The following is an 18,887-nucleotide window of genomic DNA, read 5'->3' on the forward strand; positions in this document are numbered from 1 at the left end:
GCGCCATGCCGACGGCTATGCCTATGCCCATCACCAGCCCTGCAGCGAGTTCCCGCCATATTCGACGGCAATGGCTAAGACCACCACTCGCTACGCTCACATGCTGGACTCCGACCATTTTCAAGACTTAGACTTGCCCAGAAAGTCCATCATGCCCCAGCCGCCGGCGACGGCAGCGCCGCCGGCCGAAATTGCCGCTGATGGCGGTATTCCAGCGCGATCGCGCCCCAGATCAGCCCGAGCAGCAGATAGACGTGGCGCCAGTGATCGATGTCGATGAAGGTGCCCAGCGCGATATTGCCAATGAAGGCGACATAGGCGCACAGAAGGTAGGGCTGCCACGGCCTGTCACGCAGGAGAATGCGGAAGCCGGCTGCCATCGTCCAGCAGGTCAGCGTCAGGAACGAGACGAAGCCGAGCCAGCCATAGTCCATCAGCATTTTCAGCCAGATGTTGTGTGTGTCTTCGCCGAAAATCGTGCCGAAGACGAGCGGGCCGATGCCGAGCGGATGCTCCAGCGCCATCTGGAAACCGAAGATATAGCGGGCGAAACGGCCGAGGCGGGCGGTATCGTAGCTTTGTTCCAGCTGGGCGCGGCTGGAGAACATTTCCGAGACGCCCGGCAGCTGCAGGATGACGAGCATCGCGATGACCAGCAGCGACATGGCGGCGATGGTCATGACGACGACACGCAGCCGCAATTTTCCGCTGGCGCTCTGCAGGAACAGGGCGCAGGTGAGCAGGATCGCCGAAACGCCGAACATGCCCCAGGCGCCGCGCGAGAACGAGAAGAAAATCCCGGCGGTGATGATCAGCAGCGGCATCGCCAGCAACGGCATGCGTGAGACGGGGCCGGTCAGCAGGAGATGGAGCAGGTAGATGCCGGGCAGCACCAGGAACGGCCCGAACACGTTCGGATCCTGGAAGGCGCCGGTGGCACGGTCGTATCTGGTGAAGATCTCCGCCCCCGGGAAGGCATGGAAATAGCCTGATATCCCGAGCAGCGAGGTCAGCACCGCCGACATCACATAGGCCCGGAAGATCACCCGGTAGAGATTTGGCTGGACCGATGTCACCGAGGCGAAGAACACCGCGGTAAACGCCAGGAACAGCGACACGGCGAGATAGAGCGGGGTGCCGGCGATATCCGACATCTGGGTCATCGCGATCATGCCGCCGATGTTCATGACCACCAGCAGCACCAGCAGCGGCGCCGCCGCGCGCGATATGCGCAGGCCGAACAGGGCCCACACTGCCATCAGCGCGACCATATAGAGGTCGTATGGCGCCGGCTCGGCGATGACGAAGCCGGACAGGAAGACGCCGAGGAAAACCGCGCCCGACGCAATCAGCGCGATCAGCTTGGCGTTGACCGCGGCCGGCGACAGTTCATGCGCGACTGCGCTCAATAGGCATTTTCCGTATTGAGCAGCCGGATCGGTGTCAGGAACAGGATCCTCAGATCGAACAGCAGCGACCAGTTCTCGATATAATAGAGGTCGTACTCCGTCCGCATGCGGATCTTCTCGTTGGTATCCATCTCGCCGCGCCAGCCATTGATCTGCGCCCAGCCGGTGACGCCGGGCTTAACCTTATGGCGTGCGAAATAGCCGTCGACCACCTCATTGTAGAGAAGGTTGTGCGACTGGGCGGCAATGGCGTGCGGGCGCGGGCCGACCAGCGACAGCGAACCGAAAAGCGAATTGAAGAACTGCGGCAACTCGTCGATCGAGGTCTTGCGGATGAAGCGGCCGACGCGGGTGACGCGCGGGTCGTTCCTGGTCACCGTCTGCTTGGCGGTCGGGTCGGCCTTGTCGGTATACATCGAGCGGAACTTGTAGACCTCGATGATCTCGTTGTTGAAGCCATGCCGCTTCTGGTGGAACAGCACCGGTCCCTGGCTGTCGAGCTTGATGGCGATCGCGGTCGCCAGCATGACCGGCGAGAACACGATGATGCCGATGATCGAGAAGACGATGTCGAAGGCGCGCTTGGCGACCGAATCCCAGTCGTTGATCGGCCTGTCGAAAATATCGAGCATCGGCACCGAGCCGATGTAGGAATAGGCGCGCGGCCGAAATTGCAGCGCGTTCGAATGCGCCGAGAGCCGGATGTCGACAGGCAGCACCCACAGCTTCTTCAAAAGCTGCAGGACGCGCGTTTCGGCGGTCAGCGGCAGCGATACGATCAGCATGTCGATACGGGCGATGCGGGCGAACTCGATGAGCTCGGAAACGGTGCCGAGCTTTGGGTAGCCGGCGACGATGGGCGGCGAGCGCTTGTCGCCGCGGTCGTCGAAGATTCCGCAGATGCGGATGTCGTTGTAGGGCTGCTTTTCGACGGAGCGGATCAGGACTTCCGCCGCCGTGCCGCCGCCGACGATGACGGCGCGGCGCTCCATGCGCCCGTCGCGCGCCCAGCGCCGGATCAGCTTCGACATCAGCAGTCTCAGGCCGAAGATCAGCATGAAGCCGACGACGAACCAGGTGCCGAAAACCAGGCGCGAATAGTCCTGCGACATCTTCATGGCGAATGCCGTCAGCGCCATCAAGGCGAAGGTGCCGGCCCAGGCCGTCAGCAGACGGCCGAAATTGGCGAGCGGCCGCATAAACGAGACGATCTGGTAGCAGTCGGTGAGGTCGAGCAGCACCACGGCGAGGGACGAAGCGGCGGCGATCGCCAGCGGATATTGCCAGGCGAGATGGTTGAAGAAGCCGACATAGTAAAAATAGATGCACAGGCCCGACAGGAACAGCAGTGCGAATTCGACCATCCGCAAGACGCCGCTGACCATGATCGGCGACATGGTGTCGCGCCGGTATTGCGACGCGACCTGACGGGCGACGTCGTTCATGCCCCCGGGGCTATCGTCAGCGGCCGGGCCGTTGAAATTGCGCACCGCGTCTTTCGAAAAGCGGCGCTTGGGATCGAAGTCGCTCATGATGCATCCGCAAAGCTTCACGCAAGTGAATAGCGAAATAGAGCTAAGAAACCCTTGAAACAACAAATAGGTTTTGGAGAAGCTTTGAGGTCAGCGCCGTTTTGGGGTTAGCGCCCATTTCGGGTTAGCGCTTGAGCGCCGCGAAATAGGCCGTCTCGATCGCGGTGGCCATCACGTCGGCGCCGAATCGCGCCTTGAGGTCGGCGGTATCGGGCATCAGCCTGCCATAGGCATCGGGGTCGGCCAGCGCCGCGCTCATCTTGTCGGCGAGCTCGCGCGGATCGGGCCGGATCAGGGCGGGGGAGCCGGCGCCAAGAATTTCCGGGATGCCGCCGACGCCGGTGGCGATCATCGATTTGCCGGCGGCGAGCGTCTCCAGCACGATGTAGGGCATGGCTTCCGCGCGCGAGGGCACGACAACCAGTTCGGCCAACTCGAAGGCCTTGCGCGCCGGCATCGGCGGCAGGAAACGCATATGGCCTTCGAGCCCGAGCCGCTTCACTTGCGCATGGTAGCGCGGCAGGTCGTCGCCGTCGCCGACCATCACCGCATTCACCGGGCGGCCGAGCCGCGTTCCGGCAAGAACCAGCGCATCGATGAAGATGTCCGGTCCCTTGAGGTCGCGCATCATGCCGATATAGAGGGCATCGGCCGCATTCGGTTCGGTTCGCACCGGCTCGAACTCGGCGGCGCTCAGTCCATTGTAGACAAGGTTGTTCGGGATCGGCGGTTCGCCGACCTTCCTGCGATAGGTCCGCCTTTCATAGTCGGAGACAAACAGAAGATAGTCGGTGAAGCGCGCCATGAACCGCTCGAGCGCGAAGAACAGCTTCCCCGTGGCGGTGGTCTCGTCATAGTGAAGAGAGCCGCCGTGCGGCGAATAAAGCCGGGCTACGCGAAACCTTGATACCCGCAACAATGAGCCGAACAGGCGGGCATAGGCGCCACCCTTGGCGCCGTGCCCGTGGAGCACGTCCGGCCGCAATTCCTTGATGATCCCAAATGTGCGCCAGGCCGAGGCGAGGTCGCCCGGTCCGACATGCCGCTGCATCGGCGTGCGATGGATGCCGAGCGCCATTATGCCCTTCATCTGTTCGAACAGATGTTCCTCGAAGTCGCCGCCCGTCGTCGAATCGCAGACGATGCCGACGGCATGCCCGGCGGCGACCTGCGCCTCGGTCAGGTCGCGCACGTGACGAAAAATCCCTCCGACAGGTGAGCGAAAGCAGTGGACGATCCTGAGTGTGTCCGCCACGTGGTCTAGAACAGGCGTTCGCGAACATAGACCGTGTCGCCGGGCAGAAGCGGGTCGGAGGTGGCAACGCGGCCGGTCATGACCTTGCCGTTGATGTCGCGGGTGATGTCGACGCTTCCCTGGTTGGCGCGCGGGCTGAAACCGCCGGCGATGGCAATCGCCTTTTGCACGGTCAGGCCGGGAACATAGGAGTACTGGCCCGCAGCACCGACTTCGCCCATGATGAAGATCGGCCGGTAGCGGTCGATCTCGACCGAAACGTCCGGATCACGGAGATAACCCTGGCGTAGTTTGTCGGCGATCTCGCCTTCGAGTTGCTGTGCGGTGTGGCCGCGCGCCGGCACGGCGCCGACGAGCGGGATGGACAGATAGCCGGATTGGTCGACACTGTAGACGTTGGTCAAACCTTCCTGCTCGAACACGGTGACGCGGACCCGGTCGCCGGCGCCGAGGCGATAAGGCTGATCGAGCATTTTATGAAAGGCGGCCGGCGCCGGCCGGTAGCTGGAGCAACCGGCAAGCAATGACACGGCGAGCAGCGCACGGAACAGGGGAGCAGTGCTTTTCATGACCGGACATGTACCTTCGACTGGCCGCCGCTGCACCGCGGCAAACTCTGGAGATCGAGGCCCGTTATCATCCGGTTAGGGTTAATGGCCGGTAAAGGCGGGCGGCCGAAGCGACGGCAACCGACGGGAGGCGGCCGGTTCCGGTGCTTTTAGCTGCCCGCGTGCGCGTAAAACCTGACAGGTGCTTACCGCAATATTAACGGCTGAGTTACCATATTTGTTTACGGTGTATACTGACTAAAATACCGGAGCAGGATGCATGTCCGTTCAATCCGCGGCCGCAGATGTCGACATCGATCTCAGGCAGCTCTTCGCCAGCCTTGCGAGGAATTGGCTGCGCATTCTTGTCGTCGCGCTTGTCGTAACCGGCCTGGCGTTCGCGCTCACCTGGCTCGCCACGCCGCATTACCGGGCCGAAACCCGGCTTTTGATCGAAACGCGCGAATCGGTCTACACGCGCCCCGACGGCACCAATGACAACGACAAGCCTATACTCGACGAGGAAGGCGTGACCAGCCAGGTCGAGGTCATTTCCTCGACCGACATCCTCAAGCAGGTGGCGCAGAAGCTTGATTTGTCGCGGCTGCCCGAGTTCGACGAGACGGCGGATATGCCGGCGTTGAGCCGTCTGCTTGTCGTCGCCGGCCTGAAAAGCGACCCCAACGAGATTCCGCCGGAAGAACGCGTGCTGACGAAGATGCGTGAGAAGCTCAACGTCTATCGCATTGAAAAATCTCGCGTTATCGTCATCGAATTCTCCTCGGAAGATCCTCGGCTCGCCGCCGCAATCCCGAACGCCATCGCCGACGCCTACATCTCCGTCCAGGGCAATGCCAATATCGAATCGAATTCCGCCGCAACCGACTGGCTTGCGCCGGAGATCGCCGACCTGTCGAAGCGGGTGAAGGATGCCGAGGCCAAGGTGGCAAGCTACCGCGCCCAGTCCGATCTTCTGATGGGCGGCAACAATTCAGTGCTCGCCACGCAACAGCTTTCCGAACTGTCCAGCGAATTGTCGCGGGTGCGGGCCAATCGCGCCTCGGCGGCAGCGACTGCCGACAGCGTGCGCAGGGCGCTGCAGAATGGCGGCTCGCTGGATGCGGTGCCGGAGGTGCTGTCGTCCGGACTGATCCAGCGGCTGCGCGAACGGCAGGTCGAGCTCAAGACCAACATCGCCGACCTTTCCACCTCCTTGCTCGACAATCATCCGCGAATCCGGGCGCTGAGGTCGCAGCTTGCCGATCTCGACCGCCAGATCCGCAACGAGGCGGAAAAGATCATGACAGGGCTGATGACGCAGGCGCAGACCGCCCAGGCCCGCGAAAACCAGCTTGTCGCCGACGTCAACACGCTGAAGGCCGCATCGGCGCGCGCCGGCGACCAGCAGGTCGAACTGGACGCGCTGCAGCGCGAAGCGACCGCCCAGCGCCAGCTGCTCGAAACCTATCTCACCCGTTATCGTGAGGCGTCCTCGCGCAAGGACAGCAACTATCCGCCGGTCGACGCCCGTGTCTTTTCCCGCGCGGTGGCGCCGTCCCAACCCTACTATCCAAAAATCCTGCCGATCATCGGTGCGGCCTTCGTCGGCTCGCTGCTGGTCATGGCGATCGTGACGCTTCTGCAAGAGCTGTTTTCGGGTCGCGCCATGCGGCCGGCCGCCGGCGCCCGCTTCGAGCGGATCGAACAGGTCGCGATGCCGGTTGCCCACGAACCGCCCAATCACGAACCGTCCGATCACGAACCGCCCGATCACGAGCCACCCAATCAGGAACCGGCCGATATCGAAGACCTTGGGGATCGGACGGCGGAAGTCCAGGCAGAGCCGCAAGCGGCTGCCGCGGCGCCAGCAACTGGCCCGGCAACTGGTGACGACGTCGGGCCGGCGCGCCGCAGCCTTGGCGAGGTCGAAATCGACAAGGCGGTGGAGAAACTGATCACAAGCGGCGCGGCACGCGCCATATTCGTATCGCCGGAAGGCGACGAGGCGGCCGCCTCGGCGGTGCTGGTGGCGCGTGAGGTTTCCGACACCGGCCTGCGCGTGCTCCTGCTCGATCTCACCGCTTCGGGCGCCGCTTCGCGGCCGACGCTGGACAGCAGGCTTTTCCCGGGCATCACCGATCTGCTCGCCTCCGAAGCGCAGTTCAGCGACGTGATCCATGCCGATCTCTATTCGGACTGCCACGTCATTCCCGTCGGCAACGCCGATCCGGTTCGCGCCATGCGCGCCGCCGACCGGCTGCCGATCATCATGCAGTCGCTGACCACCGCCTACGATCTGGTCGTGGTCGAATGCGGACCCACCGACGCGCAAGGCATCAGCCGCCTTGTCGGCGAGGGCACAGAAGTCTTCCTGTCGCTGCTGGAGCCGAACGACGAGGTGGCGCAGGCCGCGGTCGAGCTGATCGAGAGCGGCTATCCCGACCTGACGCTGGTGACGCCGGTCGGCCATCAGACGCCAGGGACGCCGCTACCCGGACGGCGCTCCGCCGCCTGAGACAGTTCGATAATTCTCTTGAACGTTGTCGACCAGAGTTTGCAGCAGCGGCGGCAATAGCGCGCTCTTGCCTTCTCCCCCTGTGAGGCATTCGCGCAGGTTGGCGCCGCCCCTCATCTGCCTGCCGGCATCTTCTCCCCGTATAGGGACGGGGAGAAGGGCGCCTGCGCAAAGGATTTCGCCAATATCCGGCGCTGCAAAAAACGCGCCGAGGGTGGGGCCAGCCCCTTCTCCCCGTTCACGGGGAGAAGATGCCGGCAGGCAGATGAGGGGCGGCGCCGACATCGACAGTTAATCTCAAGTGGTGCCAGCTGCATCGCCGGCTCAGCGTTCAGCTGTCGTCTTCGCTCGCCGCAGGTGCTGCCTGCCCGGCCGTCTTGCGGCGCAGCATCTTGGTCAGCTTCCAGATCGTCGGGCTGTTCTTGACGAAGGCTTTCAGGCGTGCGCCTTGCCGCAGGACAAACACCAGCGCGCGGCCCTTTGTCGTCAGCGGAACCAGGACCTCGAAATGCCGGGTTTCGATATCGCACCACAGCCGCTTGTAGGGTTCGTCGCCGACCGAGAAATCATAGACATCGATCCCCTTCTCGCAGGCTTCCTCGATATTGTCGAAGAACAGGAAGTCGCCGGGGCTCGCATGGGCGAGGTCGTCGTCGGCGATCGCTCCGAACTCGCAGATCAGGCGTTTTCCCGAGCGGCTCGATCCGGTGACGGCGCGAAGCTTGCCGGCGACTTCGAGCCCGTGCAGCACGAAGGACGGCGTGTCGTCGGAGAGCGCTTCGACGAACAAAGCGCGGAAGAAAGCACGAACCTGTGGCTCGCCGAAGACGTTGGCGATGCCCATCTTGCGGAAGCGGAACTCCTTCATCTCGAAAAACGCATCGAGCAGCCTGTTCACCTCGTCCGCCGTCCGGGCCTCGATGCGGCGGTGGCTGCCGACGGCCCCAAACTTGCGCGCCTGCGAGCGGTGCCTCTTTCGCCTGCGCTTGCCGCTGGCGCGGGAGAGCAGGGCATCAAAACCTCCCGCCAGGTCGACGGCCAGCGACAGGTTGGGGCTGGGAAAATGCGGGAGGGACAGAAGCGGATTGGCAACGCGGTCGAGATCGGGCAGCAGCCGTTCCAGCGAGACGAGGTCGATGTCCGGCCGCGCCCTGGCGATCGCCGCCAGCATTGAGCGGATCGCCGCGCCATCCGCCCTGGTCAGCCAGGACGGGTCGGCGGCGGCGAAATTGCCGTTGGCATGGCGGCCGCCCATGAAACGGGCGACGCGTAACGGACCGCGGCTGGTGACTTCCAGCGCCAACCAAAAAACCGGCCGGCCGTCAGCGCTCAGCGTCGCCAAGACGGTGTCCGCTTCGGCATGTCTGGCCCAGTTCAGGATCCAGGCCGGGCTCTGCGCCGGCGCGAACAGCGCCGAACCGCAGAACTCGGCATAGGCCGCAAGTGCCGCACCGTCGGCGACCGACACCGACAGGCCGCCATGATCCGCAGGTACCGCGCGCGGCGCCGCCTGCATGGCCTCGAGCCGATTGCCGTCAAATGACGCGGTGGCGTCAACCATACCTCAATCCTTTAGGGCGTATTCACCGCGATTGGGGGCCCGCATAGGCGCATTCCGTGCTTGGATGAGCCTAGGCGCAAAAGGTGAATGAATGATCGACGGGGGCGAGGCAATCCGGAAACTGGCGCTCAACGTCGTGCGCTATACCGGTCTTGCCCCGCTGGCCAAGCCGTTCGTCGGCGGCATCGGCGCCATCTTGATGCTGCACCGGGTCACCGCCACGCCGGAAAAGCCTGATAGCGTCAACCGGCATCTCAACATCGCGCCTGAGTTCCTCGACGCTGTCATCGCCGACATGAAGGCGCACGGCTATGCATTCGTCACCCTGGACGAGGCGATCGAGCGCATCAAGGCCGGCGGCAAGGGTGGCCAGTTCGCGGCGATCACCGCCGACGACGCCTATCGCGACAACATGACCGAGGCGCTGCCGGTGCTGGAAAAGCACGGCGCGCCGATCACCATCTATGTCGCGCCGGGGCTGATAAACGGCGCCGCCGATCTATGGTGGGAGGTGGTCGAGGACATCGTCAGCGCGCGCAACCGGCTGGTTTTGACGACACCGAACGGTCCGGTGACGATCGACTGCTCGACCGCGGGCAAGAAAATCCAGGCCTTTGCGCGCCTGCACGACTATCTGACGCTGGAGGTCCGCGAGGAGGACCAGCGCGCGGTGCTGCGCGAATTGGCGCGTTCGAACGGTATCGAGTTGGGCGCGCGCCAGAGCCTGTTGATGAACTGGGACGAGATCCGCGCCATGGCAGGGCATCCGCTGGTGACGATCGGCGCGCACACCGTCAATCATCGCAATCTGAAGCGGCTTTCCGAAGCCGATGCTCGGCACGAGGTCGACGACGTCAGGCGCATATTGCAGGCCGAGCTTGGCGAGGCGCCGCGCCATTTCGCCTATCCCTATGGCTATGCCAGCGCCGTTGGTGACCGCGAAGTCGGCTTTGCCCGCGACGCCGGCTATGTCTCGGCGGTGACGACACGCCACGGCGTGCTGCGCGCCGAACATGCCGGCTTCCTGCACGCGCTGCCGCGTATTTCGGTCAACGGTCGCTATCAGAGCGTTGCCCATATCCGCACGATGCTGTCGGGCGTGACGACGCCGCTGGCCAACGCCGGCAAGATGCTCGTCACCATCTAGTGGTCTGACACTCCGGTGGACGGCAAACCCTTTGCGCACCATCCTGTTTGGACCGGAGACATCCCTGATGGGAGGTCAAAGGAACGTCGTGACCCGTTCAGACCTTCCCGAGTATTGTCGCAAAGAGCTCGAACTTTAGCCATTCCATTCCTAGGGTGGAGTAAGCTGCTATTGACCTGTGCTGCGCAATCCTCTCAGGCCGCCTCTCGGGTTCAATTGGGTGTAGAATGCTTTCATCCTCCGCGCCGATTGACGCGGCAGGGTTCCGTCCCCTGCGGATCCCGATCTCACTCCTCAGCATGCGCTGGCTCCGCATGACATTGATGCCTCGGACAAACACATCCGGGCTTCGCCGTGCGCCCGCGTGGTGCTAACCTGCCTTAGACCAAACGGAGGGTGTCATGGACATTGCCGGGTGGCTTTCGAGCCTTGGGCTCGGCAAATATAGCAGAACCTTCGCCAAGAACGAGATCACGCCCGAAGTGCTCCCGCATCTCTCGGATGCGGACCTCAAGGCGCTGGGGCTGCCGATGGGGCCGAGGAAGCTCGTGTTGGCCGCGATCGCGGAACTTGGCAAGCGCAGTTTGGAGGATCCCGCCACAGCGGCCCGAATTGAACCGATCGCTGGAAGTGGTCCACCGCCTCGCCCGGAAGCTGAACGTCGCCAGTTGACGGTGATGTTTGTCGATCTAGTTGGATCGACCGCATTGTCAGGTCAATTGGACCCCGAAGAGATGGGGGAGGTGATCCGGAAGTACCAGCACGCGGTTACCGGGGAGATCAGGCGTCTGAATGGGCATGTGGCGAAGTACATGGGCGACGGGGTGCTGGCCTATTTTGGCTGGCCGCGTGCGCATGAGGACGAGGCCGAGCGAGCGGTGCGGGCCGGGCTTGCCATTGCCGCTGCAGTCGCCGAGCTGGCGACGCCCGCGAAAGTGCCGCTGGGTGCGCGAGTGGGCATTGCCACGGGTCTGGTGGTGGTAGGCGATTTGATCGGCGAAGGTGCAGCGCAGGAGGAGGCGGTGGTCGGCGCGACGCCGAACCTGGCGGCACGCCTGCAAGCACTTGCCCAGGTTGGCAATGTGGTCGTGGCCGGAACGACCCGGCTGCTGCTTGGCGAGCTCTTCGAGCTGGTTGATCTCGGCACCCACGATCTGAAGGGGTTCGCCCAGCCGGTGCGCGCATGGCTGGTCATGGGCGAGAGCCGAGCCGAGGGCCGCTTCGAGGCGCTGCACGGGATGCGCCTCACGTCGCTCGTCGGCCGCGATGAGGAAATAGCCTTGCTCCTCGACCGCTGGCGGCAGGCCAAGGACGGTAGGGGCCAGGTGGTGCTTCTGTCGGGCGAGCCGGGCATTGGCAAGTCCCGCATCGCAATCGCCCTGCGCGACCACCTCCGCCGCGAGAAAAGCCTGTCGCTGCGCTATGACGGCTCGCCCTATCACATCAACAGCGCTCTGTTCCCGGTGCTGGACCAGCTGCGTCGGGCTGCCGGCTTCGAGCGCGAGGATGCGCCAGAGGTGAAATTGGCCAAGCTGGAGGCATTGCTTCCCGCGGCTGAGCCTCACCCGAAATCGCCGATCCCGTTGATCGCTGAGTATTTGGCGATCCCGACAGGCGACCGCTACCCGGTGCCCGAAGTCGCCCCGGAACAGAAAAGGGCGAAGACGTTTCAGGCGCTGCTAGCCCAGCTTGAGGGCCTCGCGGCCAAGCAGCCGGTGCTCATGACGGCCGAGGATGCTCACTGGTTCGATCCCACCAGCCTTGAGCTGTTCGATCGCATTGTCGATCGGATTGAGCGGTTGCCGGTACTGCTGGTTGTTACCTTCCGGCCCGAGTTCGCGCCACGCTGGACCGGCCGACCGTATGTGACGCTGCTGACGCTCAGTCATCTCCAACTGAACGAAAGCGCAGCACTCATTGACCATCTCACTGGCGGCCGGCCGCTTCCCGGCGAAGTGCAGGCGCATATTCTCCGCAAGACCGAAGGCGTGCCGCTCTTTGTCGAGGAACTTACAAAGACCGTGCTCGAATCCGGTCTGCTGCGCGAAGCCGGTGAGCGCTATGAGCTTGCCGGCCCACTGCCACCGCTCGCCATCCCCTCGACGTTGCAGGACTCGCTCCTGGCTCGCCTTGATCGGTTGTCGCCGGTTAAGGAAGTGGCGCAAATCGGCGCTGCTATCGGCCGCGCGTTCAGTTACGAATTGCTCGCCGCGACCGCGCAGATGGACGAGCCGAAGGTCAGGACCGCTCTGGACGAACTTGTTCACGCAGAACTGGCATTTTGCCGCGGCAAGCCTCCGGACGCGATTTACACCTTCAAGCATGCGCTGATGCGGGATGCCGCCTACCAGTCGCTACTGAAGAGCCGACGCCAGCAACTCCATTGCCGGATCGCCACCCTCCTCCGCGATCGCTTCTCCGAACGAGCCGAGGCGGAACCGGAGGTGCTCGCCCACCATGCTACCGAGGGCGGACTGTTCGATGATGCAGTGTCGTCCTGGTACAAGGCGGGCCTTCGCGCCAATCGTCGCTCGGCGGACGACGAAGCGATTGCGCACCTGTCAAAAGGCCTGGAGCTTCTCACGCAACTCCCAGAGAGCCGGGCCCGCGACGATCTCGAGATCGATCTGCAGCTTGCGCTTGGCATACCCTTGGCGTCCCTCAAGGGCTATGGATCTGCCGGGGCCGTCGCCGCCTATACGCGAGCCTGTGAGCTATGTGCCGAACTGGGCAGCGAGACGTCCAAATCCTTCCCCGCGCTGCGCGGCTTGTGCACCGGCCACCGGGCCCGGGGGCAGATGCACACGGCCACTGCCCTCGCTGATAAACTGATCGGCATCGCCCGACAATCGGGCGACCCGTCCCTGCTGCTGGAGGCCCACCACGTCAATTGGACGACGCAATACGCGCTCGGTAAGTGGCGGTCGGTGTGCGAGCACACCGACCAGGGTCTCTTTCTCTATCGGCCAGAACACTTCTCGCACGCCTTCGTCTATAGCGGCCACGACTCCGGCGTGTGCGCAGCTGCCAAGCAGGGCGTCAGTCTGTGGATGCTTGGCTTTCCGGATCAGGCGTTGGCCCGGGCGCGAGAATCCATTATCCGGGCCCGCCAACTGCCTCATCCGCCCAGTTTGCACCACGCTTTCTATCATGCCACCGTGCTGCACTACTTCCGCCGCGATGCCACGGCGGCTCGGGAAGCAGCCGAAGCGAGGCTTCAATTGGCGCACGAGGGATTTCCGGCCTGGGTCCCCCATATCAGTCTGCAGTTGGCCATGATCCAGGCCCTCGAGAGCGCACAGCAGGTTCCAGCCCCGGTCACCGCCGCCCCGCCGGCGCTGCCAAACGAAATCCTGAATGACGTCGAAGGAAAGGGCCTTGTTCTCTGTCTTTTCGGATGCGTGTGCGAACTGGCGGGCGAGGTCGAGGCGGGCCTAAGCATGCTGCAGCCAGCAATATCCGCGGCGGAGGCTACTGGCGCGCGCCTATGGGAGTCGGAATTTAGTCGACTCACTGGAAATCTCCTGCTCCTGGCAAAACCCCGTGACTCCGAACAGAGCGAGGCGCATTATCGCCGCGCCATCGAGATCGCTCGCGAACAGCAGGCGCGATCACTGGATCTGCGCGCGTCGACCTCGCTCGCTCGCCTGTGGGTCGACCGCGGCGATCGGCATGAAGCCTACGACCTGCTCGCGCCGACCTACGCCTGGTTCACGGAAGGCTTCAACACGCGCGACTTGATCGATGCGAAGGCGCTTCTGGACAGCTGTGCATCGTCGTGATCGCGGCCAACGTTACAATGGAGGAAGTCATGACCCTCTACAGAAGCAACGGCGACCGGGTTCCCCATCACATTAGCCAACTGGCGGAGGCCACCAAGGCCGGCAAGATGGACCGGCGCGAGTTCCTGGCTCTCGCCAGCGTATTCGGCGCATCGACCGCTTACGCCTACGGAATGATTTCTCTTGCAGTGCCCACCAAGGCCATGGCGCAGGAACCCGTGAAGGGCGGTGTCCTCAAAGTTGCTATGCGCATCAAGGATCCGAAGGATCCGCGCACGGCAGACTGGTCTCAGATCGCCACCGCGCAGCGCCAGACGCTCGAGCCGCTGGTCAAATATACCCGTGAATTCACCTTCGAGCCCTATCTGCTCGAAAGCTGGGAAGTGAACGACGACGCCACGGAATATATCCTGCATGTCCGTCCGGGCGTAACGTGGAACAATGGCGACACCTTCAATGCCGACGACGTGATCTTCAACTTCACCCGCTGGGCCGACAAGAGCGCCGAGGGGAATTCCATGCCCGGCCGCCTCGGCACGCTGGTTGACGAAGCCACCGGCAACCTGCGCGAAGGCTCAATTGCCAAGGTCGGCGACACGACGGTCAAGCTCAGCCTAACCAAGTCGGACATCGCGCTGATTCCGAACCTTTGCGATTATCCCGGCCTGATCGTCCACCGCTCCTTTGACGAGGCCGGTGCCAACTTCGTGCAGAACCCGATCGGCACCGGACCGTTCGAGCTCGTCTCCTACGATGTCGGCCAGAAGGTCGTCTACAAGCGCCGCGCGAACGGCAAGTGGTGGGGCGGCGAGGCCTATCTCGACGGCGTGGAGTTCATCGATTACGGCGCGGACCCCTCGGCGATGGTTTCGGCCTTCGAGACCGGTGAGGTCCACACAAACGACGAGACGACCGCCGACTACGTGCCGATCCTCGATGCGCTCGATCTGGTCAAGTCGGAGGTGATGACCGCGTCGACGATTGTGGCGCGCACCAACGTGACCAACAAGCCCTATGACGACCAGAAGGTCCGCCGGGCTCTTCAGCTCGCGGTCAACAACGCTGTGGTTCTCCAGCTCGGCTACGGCAATGCCGGCGAAGTGGCTGAAAACCACCATGTCTGCCCGATTCATCCCGAATATGCCGAGATGCCCAAGATCGCGCGAGACATAGAGAAGGCCAAGGCGCAGATGACGGAAGCCGGGCAGATCGACTTCGAGCACGAGCTGATCACGGTTGACGAGGACTGGCTCAAGAACACTGGCGACGCGATCGCCGCCCAGCTCCGCGAGGCTGGCATCAAGGTCAAACGCACGGTTCTGCCGGGGTCGACCTTCTGGAACGACTGGACCAAGTATCCGTATTCCATGACCAACTGGAACATGCGGCCGCTCGGCATCCAGGTCATCTCGATCGCCTACCGCAGCGGCGAGGCGTGGAACGAGGCCGCCTATTCCAATCCGGACCTCGACGCCAAGATCGGCGAGGCGCTCTCGATCGCGGATGCGGAGAAGCGCAAGGTGATCATGGCCGACATCGAGAAGATCCTGCAGGATTCGGGCATCATCATCCAGCCTTACTGGCGCAAGCTCTACAACCACTCCGCCGCTTCCGTGAAGAACCACGGCATGCACCCGACCTTCGAGCACGACTTCGGCAAGGTCTGGCTTGATGCTTGAGCCCGGAGGAACTGGGAGGCGCTCGTCCGGATTTCCGAGGCAACGGCTGCTTTCCGGCCATACTCAGTCCTTAAAATCACATGTTCAAATGGCAGCTTCTGGCGCCGCCGGCGCGTTCCGATTGGCGACACGGAAGGCAGAAAACCACCCTGAGCTGCCCTACACGTCGGGTAGCAAGCGTCAGGCTGTCACCGCGGCGGCGAGCGAGCCTCAGTTCTTCGGCCGCGGCGGCTCCAGGATCAGCCATTTGATGATGCCCATGGCCGGCAGCACCCAGAGCATGCCGCTGAGCAGGAAGAACAGGAAATGCGCCCACGGTCCCGATTCCGCCAGTTGCGCAACCGCCACGATCGATGCGACCAGCGCATAGACGATGACCAGCGCCACCAGCAGGATTGTTCCGATCAGCTTTTTCAGGCGAATGGGCATTTCGCGATCCGGTTGATCCCTATCGCTTAGGCCCAACGGAAGTGGCACGCAACAGCCAAGAAGCGGCGCGACGGCGTGCCGCGCTGTCCGGTCTTGCCAGTTGGATTGCGATGGTTCACCAATCCGCGACTGCAACCTGCCGGGACAAGACCATGGCTGCCATATCAGCTGCCGCGCCTTTCGTGGCCCGCGACCGCGACCTGCGCAACCGGGCGCTGGTGCGCGGCTGGCTCTACGTCGTGCTCCTGGTGCTGTTTGTGCTGGTGCTGGTCGGCGGCGCTACCAGGCTCACCGAATCCGGACTTTCGATCACCGAATGGAAGCCGATCCACGGCGTCATCCCGCCGCTCAACGACGCCGAATGGCAGGAGGAATTCCAGCGATACCAGCAGATCCCGCAATATGCCGAGCTCAACAAGGGCATGAGCATCGAAGCGTTCAAGTCGATCTTCTGGTGGGAATGGCTGCACAGGATCCTGGCGCGCGGTGTCGGCTTGGTTTTTGCCGTGCCGCTGGTATTTTTCTGGGCGACGCGCCGCATCGAACGCGGTCTTGGTCCGAAATTATTGGGCATTCTTCTTCTCGGCGGCCTGCAGGGCGCGATCGGCTGGTGGATGGTGGCGTCCGGGCTGGTCGACCGGGTCTCCGTCAGCCAGTACCGGCTGGCGACGCATCTGACGCTGGCCGCACTGATCTTCACCGCGACCATGGTGGTCGCGCGTGGGTTGGCCCCGCATTCCGAGCCCGCCGCTGACCGTTCGACGCAGCGTCTGGCCGGCTTTCTGGTGCTGCTGGCGCTGATCCAGATCTATCTCGGCGGGCTGGTCGCCGGGCTCGATGCCGGCCTGAGCTACAACACCTGGCCGCTGATGGACGGCAAACTCATCCCAGGCGACCTGTTGATCCTCGAGCCGGCGTGGCGCAATTTCTTCGAGAGCCCGAAGACGGTCCAGTTCATCCACCGGCTCGGCGCCTACGCGATGTCAGTCGCAGCACTTTGGCACATGATCGCGACCCATCGCCGCCAGCCCGGCACCACCCATGCGCGCCGCGCGACGCTGCTGTTTCTGCTGGTGCTGCTGCAGGCCCTGATCGGCATCGGCACGCTGCTGATGCAGGTGCCGCTGCACATGGCGCTGACGCATCAGGCATTCGCGCTTGTCCTGCTGGGTTTTGCCGCAGCGCATTGGCGCGGCACCAAGGGCGCTTATCCCATGCCCAACCAGATCGCCGTCAGAGGCTGAGCCGCACCGCCCTGATATCAGTGGCAATGGACAATTCGCGGCTTTCGTCGATCACATTGCCGTCTTCATGATGCCATGACGCCGACAGGCAGCCATAGGCGATGGCGTGATCCAGGATGGCTGGCGGCGTCTGGCCGAGCGTTCTGGCGAAAATCTCGGCCATGTCGGCAATCCGCCGGGGATCACGGCAAAGGTCGTCGCGGTCGAGCGGATTGTAGAACATGTTCGCCGCGTCGAAGCCGGGATCGCCGAGAACGCCCTTCGGGTCGATCGCCAGCCAGCCGCGCGCTCCCAGCATAATGTTGTCGTGATGCAGGTCGCCATGGAGCGGCAGCACCTCGACAGGATTGGCCAACAGCCGTTCCGCGGTCGCAGCCGCTTCGACGTAAAAGCTCTTTTCGCCGGCGTCGCGATCGATCTTCGCCTTGTTGAACAGACTGGAAAACCGCACCCGCAGCGGCTGAAGGTCTGGTGGGGCAGGGTGGTCGGATGGCGAGAACAGTCTTGCCATCACTTCGGCCGCGATTGCTGTAGCGGCATTGTCGCCCTGCTCGGCGAGAACCTGTGACAGCAAGGTTTCACCGGCATATTCGAGCAGCATGCAGTGGCCGTCGCGGCCGAGCAGCCGTACCGCGCCTTCGCCGCGCCGCCAGGCGAGGAAATGCTCGCCGCGCAACTCGTCTTCGACGTCGTCGAAAGCCTTGAGGGCCTTGACGACCGCCGGCGAACCGTCCTCGCGAACAACCTTCCAGATGCGGCTGCTGAACGTCTCGGCAATCAGTTCTGGCGTGCTGACCTTCCAGCGGCTTGGGAATGCCGGAGCGTCCATTCAGTGCTTGAGGCCGAGCATCAGATCCATGTTCTGCACGGCAGCACCCGAGGCGCCCTTGCCGAGATTGTCGTAGACGGCGAACAGCAGCGCCTGGGCCCTGTCGTCGTTGGCGAAGACATGGAGCATCATCCGGTTGGTGCCGTTGTAGACTTCGGGATCGATCTCCGGCACGCGCTCCAGATGCGCATAGGGCGCCACCTCGACCACGCCGCCATCGATGGCGGCGAAATGGTCGGCGATCGCCGCATGAAGCTCGGCGCCGGTCGGCACATAGTCGAGGCCGCCGAGCTGCAACGGCACCACGGTGATCATGCCTTGCGCGAAATTGCCGACCGCCGGCTGCATGATCGGATCATGCGACAGCTTGGCATAGGTCCTGAGCTCCGGCACATGCTTGTGCTGCAGGGTCAGCCCGTAGGGCAGGAATTCCGACGCTTCCTCGCCCTTGGCGACATAGTCCTCGATCATCGGCCGGCCGCCGCCCGAATAGCCCGTAATGCCGTTGACGGTGACCGGAAAATCCGCCGGCAACAGCCCGGCCGCCACCAGCGGCCTCAGTGTCGCGATCGGCCCTTGCGGCCAGCAGCCCGGATTGGTGACGCGCTTCGCCGAAGCGATCTTGCGCGCCTGAGCCTTGTCCATTTCGGCAAAACCATATTCCCAACCTTCTGCCACGCGATGCGCGGTCGAGGCGTCGATAACCCTTGTCGTGTCGTTGCTGATTAGCGAGACGCTTTCTTTCGCGGCTGCGTCCGGCAGGCACAGGATCGCGACATCGGCGGCGTTGAGGAACTCGGCCCTGGCTGCCGGTTCCTTGCGGCGCTCGGTCGGAATCGAGATGATCTCCAGGTCGCCGCGCTCGGCAAGCAGCGCCCTGATCTGGAGACCGGTGGTGCCGTGCTCGCCGTCGATGAAGATTTTCGGTTTCATTTGCCTGCCTGAATCCCCTGATAC

The 18,887-nt window shown here is 63.4% G+C and carries 13 protein-coding genes; 5 read left to right on the forward strand and 8 right to left on the reverse strand.

The genetic code is table 11. The annotated features are described in order from the left end of the window. Positions 1–149 precede the first annotated feature (149 nt). From AC0L18_RS17935 to AC0L18_RS17950, 4 genes are all read right to left on the reverse strand, one after another. Positions 150–1,409, reverse strand: coding sequence for an O-antigen ligase family protein (locus AC0L18_RS17935; protein WP_473493571.1), 1,260 nt, complete (start codon positions 1,407–1,409; stop codon positions 150–152). Next, on the reverse strand, positions 1,406–2,941 hold the full coding sequence (locus AC0L18_RS17940) for an undecaprenyl-phosphate glucose phosphotransferase (RefSeq protein ID WP_473493572.1): 1,536 nt from the start codon (positions 2,939–2,941) through the stop codon (positions 1,406–1,408). Before AC0L18_RS17940 ends, AC0L18_RS17935 begins: the two co-directional genes overlap by 4 nt. Before the next feature lie 124 nt (positions 2,942–3,065). After that, complete coding sequence (locus AC0L18_RS17945) at positions 3,066–4,196, reverse strand: glycosyltransferase family 4 protein (RefSeq protein ID WP_473493573.1); 1,131 nt, start codon at positions 4,194–4,196, stop codon at positions 3,066–3,068. A 5-nt stretch (positions 4,197–4,201) separates the two neighbouring features. Further along, positions 4,202–4,765 carry a polysaccharide biosynthesis/export family protein gene (locus AC0L18_RS17950; protein ID WP_091591533.1) on the reverse strand — a complete coding sequence of 188 codons (564 nt, stop codon included), beginning with the start codon at positions 4,763–4,765 and terminating at the stop codon, positions 4,202–4,204. Positions 4,766–5,024: 259 nt separating this feature from the next. Here AC0L18_RS17950 and AC0L18_RS17955 point away from each other — a divergent pair, with 259 nt between their 5' ends. Then, a complete protein-coding gene (locus AC0L18_RS17955; RefSeq protein WP_473493574.1) occupies positions 5,025–7,259 on the forward strand; it encodes a GumC family protein in 2,235 nt (744 codons plus the stop codon). Positions 7,260–7,590: 331 nt separating this feature from the next. On the opposite strand, the gene AC0L18_RS17960 is transcribed toward AC0L18_RS17955, so the two are convergent. Then, positions 7,591–8,820, reverse strand: coding sequence for a GNAT family N-acetyltransferase (locus AC0L18_RS17960; RefSeq protein ID WP_473493575.1), 1,230 nt, complete (start codon positions 8,818–8,820; stop codon positions 7,591–7,593). A 91-nt stretch (positions 8,821–8,911) separates the two neighbouring features. Between AC0L18_RS17960 and AC0L18_RS17965 the strand changes: the two genes are divergently transcribed. The 3 genes from AC0L18_RS17965 to AC0L18_RS17975 all read left to right on the forward strand — a co-directional run bounded on the left by AC0L18_RS17965 (position 8,912) and on the right by AC0L18_RS17975 (position 15,428). After that, positions 8,912–9,967, forward strand: coding sequence for a polysaccharide deacetylase family protein (locus AC0L18_RS17965; protein ID WP_473493576.1), 1,056 nt, complete (start codon positions 8,912–8,914; stop codon positions 9,965–9,967). A 401-nt stretch (positions 9,968–10,368) separates the two neighbouring features. After that, the gene (locus AC0L18_RS17970; RefSeq protein WP_473493577.1) at positions 10,369–13,749 is read left to right on the forward strand and encodes an adenylate/guanylate cyclase domain-containing protein; all 3,381 of its coding nucleotides are present in this window, start codon (positions 10,369–10,371) and stop codon (positions 13,747–13,749) included. Positions 13,750–13,778: 29 nt separating this feature from the next. Then, positions 13,779–15,428: an ABC transporter substrate-binding protein gene (locus tag AC0L18_RS17975; RefSeq protein ID WP_473493578.1), complete on the forward strand. Its 1,650-nt coding sequence runs from the start codon at positions 13,779–13,781 to the stop codon at positions 15,426–15,428. A gap of 210 nt (positions 15,429–15,638) precedes the next feature. On the opposite strand, the gene AC0L18_RS17980 is transcribed toward AC0L18_RS17975, so the two are convergent. After that, positions 15,639–15,857, reverse strand: a complete 219-nt coding sequence (locus AC0L18_RS17980; protein ID WP_023798362.1) for a DUF2842 domain-containing protein — start codon at positions 15,855–15,857, stop codon at positions 15,639–15,641. Between the two features lie 152 nt (positions 15,858–16,009). Between AC0L18_RS17980 and AC0L18_RS17985 the strand changes: the two genes are divergently transcribed. After that, positions 16,010–17,101, forward strand: coding sequence for a COX15/CtaA family protein (locus AC0L18_RS17985; protein WP_473493579.1), 1,092 nt, complete (start codon positions 16,010–16,012; stop codon positions 17,099–17,101). On the opposite strand, the gene AC0L18_RS17990 is transcribed toward AC0L18_RS17985, so the two are convergent. After that, a complete protein-coding gene (locus AC0L18_RS17990) occupies positions 17,091–17,930 on the reverse strand; it encodes an aminoglycoside phosphotransferase family protein (RefSeq protein ID WP_473493580.1) in 840 nt (279 codons plus the stop codon). The genes AC0L18_RS17985 and AC0L18_RS17990 overlap by 11 nt on opposite strands. Further along, on the reverse strand, positions 17,931–18,863 hold the full coding sequence (gene argC, locus AC0L18_RS17995; protein ID WP_473493581.1) for an N-acetyl-gamma-glutamyl-phosphate reductase: 933 nt from the start codon (positions 18,861–18,863) through the stop codon (positions 17,931–17,933). Between the last annotated feature and the right edge of the window lie 24 nt (positions 18,864–18,887).

The sequence above is a fragment of the Mesorhizobium sp. WSM4819 genome (genome assembly GCF_055811215.1).

Bases quoted from the DNA above. Each gene is read 5' to 3' on its own strand.
- AC0L18_RS17940 (WP_473493572.1), bottom strand. From the start codon at position 2,941: ATGAGCGACTTCGATCCCAAGCGCCGCTTTTCGAAAGACGCGGTGCGC.
- AC0L18_RS17950 (WP_091591533.1), bottom strand. From the start codon at position 4,765: ATGAAAAGCACTGCTCCCCTGTTCCGTGCGCTGCTCGCCGTGTCATTG.
- AC0L18_RS17955 (WP_473493574.1), top strand. From the start codon at position 5,025: ATGTCCGTTCAATCCGCGGCCGCAGATGTCGACATCGATCTCAGGCAG.
- AC0L18_RS17960 (WP_473493575.1), bottom strand. From the start codon at position 8,820: ATGGTTGACGCCACCGCGTCATTTGACGGCAATCGGCTCGAGGCCATG.
- AC0L18_RS17965 (WP_473493576.1), top strand. From the start codon at position 8,912: ATGATCGACGGGGGCGAGGCAATCCGGAAACTGGCGCTCAACGTCGTG.
- AC0L18_RS17970 (WP_473493577.1), top strand. From the start codon at position 10,369: ATGGACATTGCCGGGTGGCTTTCGAGCCTTGGGCTCGGCAAATATAGC.
- AC0L18_RS17975 (WP_473493578.1), top strand. From the start codon at position 13,779: ATGACCCTCTACAGAAGCAACGGCGACCGGGTTCCCCATCACATTAGC.
- AC0L18_RS17980 (WP_023798362.1), bottom strand. From the start codon at position 15,857: ATGCCCATTCGCCTGAAAAAGCTGATCGGAACAATCCTGCTGGTGGCG.
- AC0L18_RS17985 (WP_473493579.1), top strand. From the start codon at position 16,010: ATGGCTGCCATATCAGCTGCCGCGCCTTTCGTGGCCCGCGACCGCGAC.
- AC0L18_RS17990 (WP_473493580.1), bottom strand. From the start codon at position 17,930: ATGGACGCTCCGGCATTCCCAAGCCGCTGGAAGGTCAGCACGCCAGAA.
- argC (WP_473493581.1), bottom strand. From the start codon at position 18,863: ATGAAACCGAAAATCTTCATCGACGGCGAGCACGGCACCACCGGTCTC.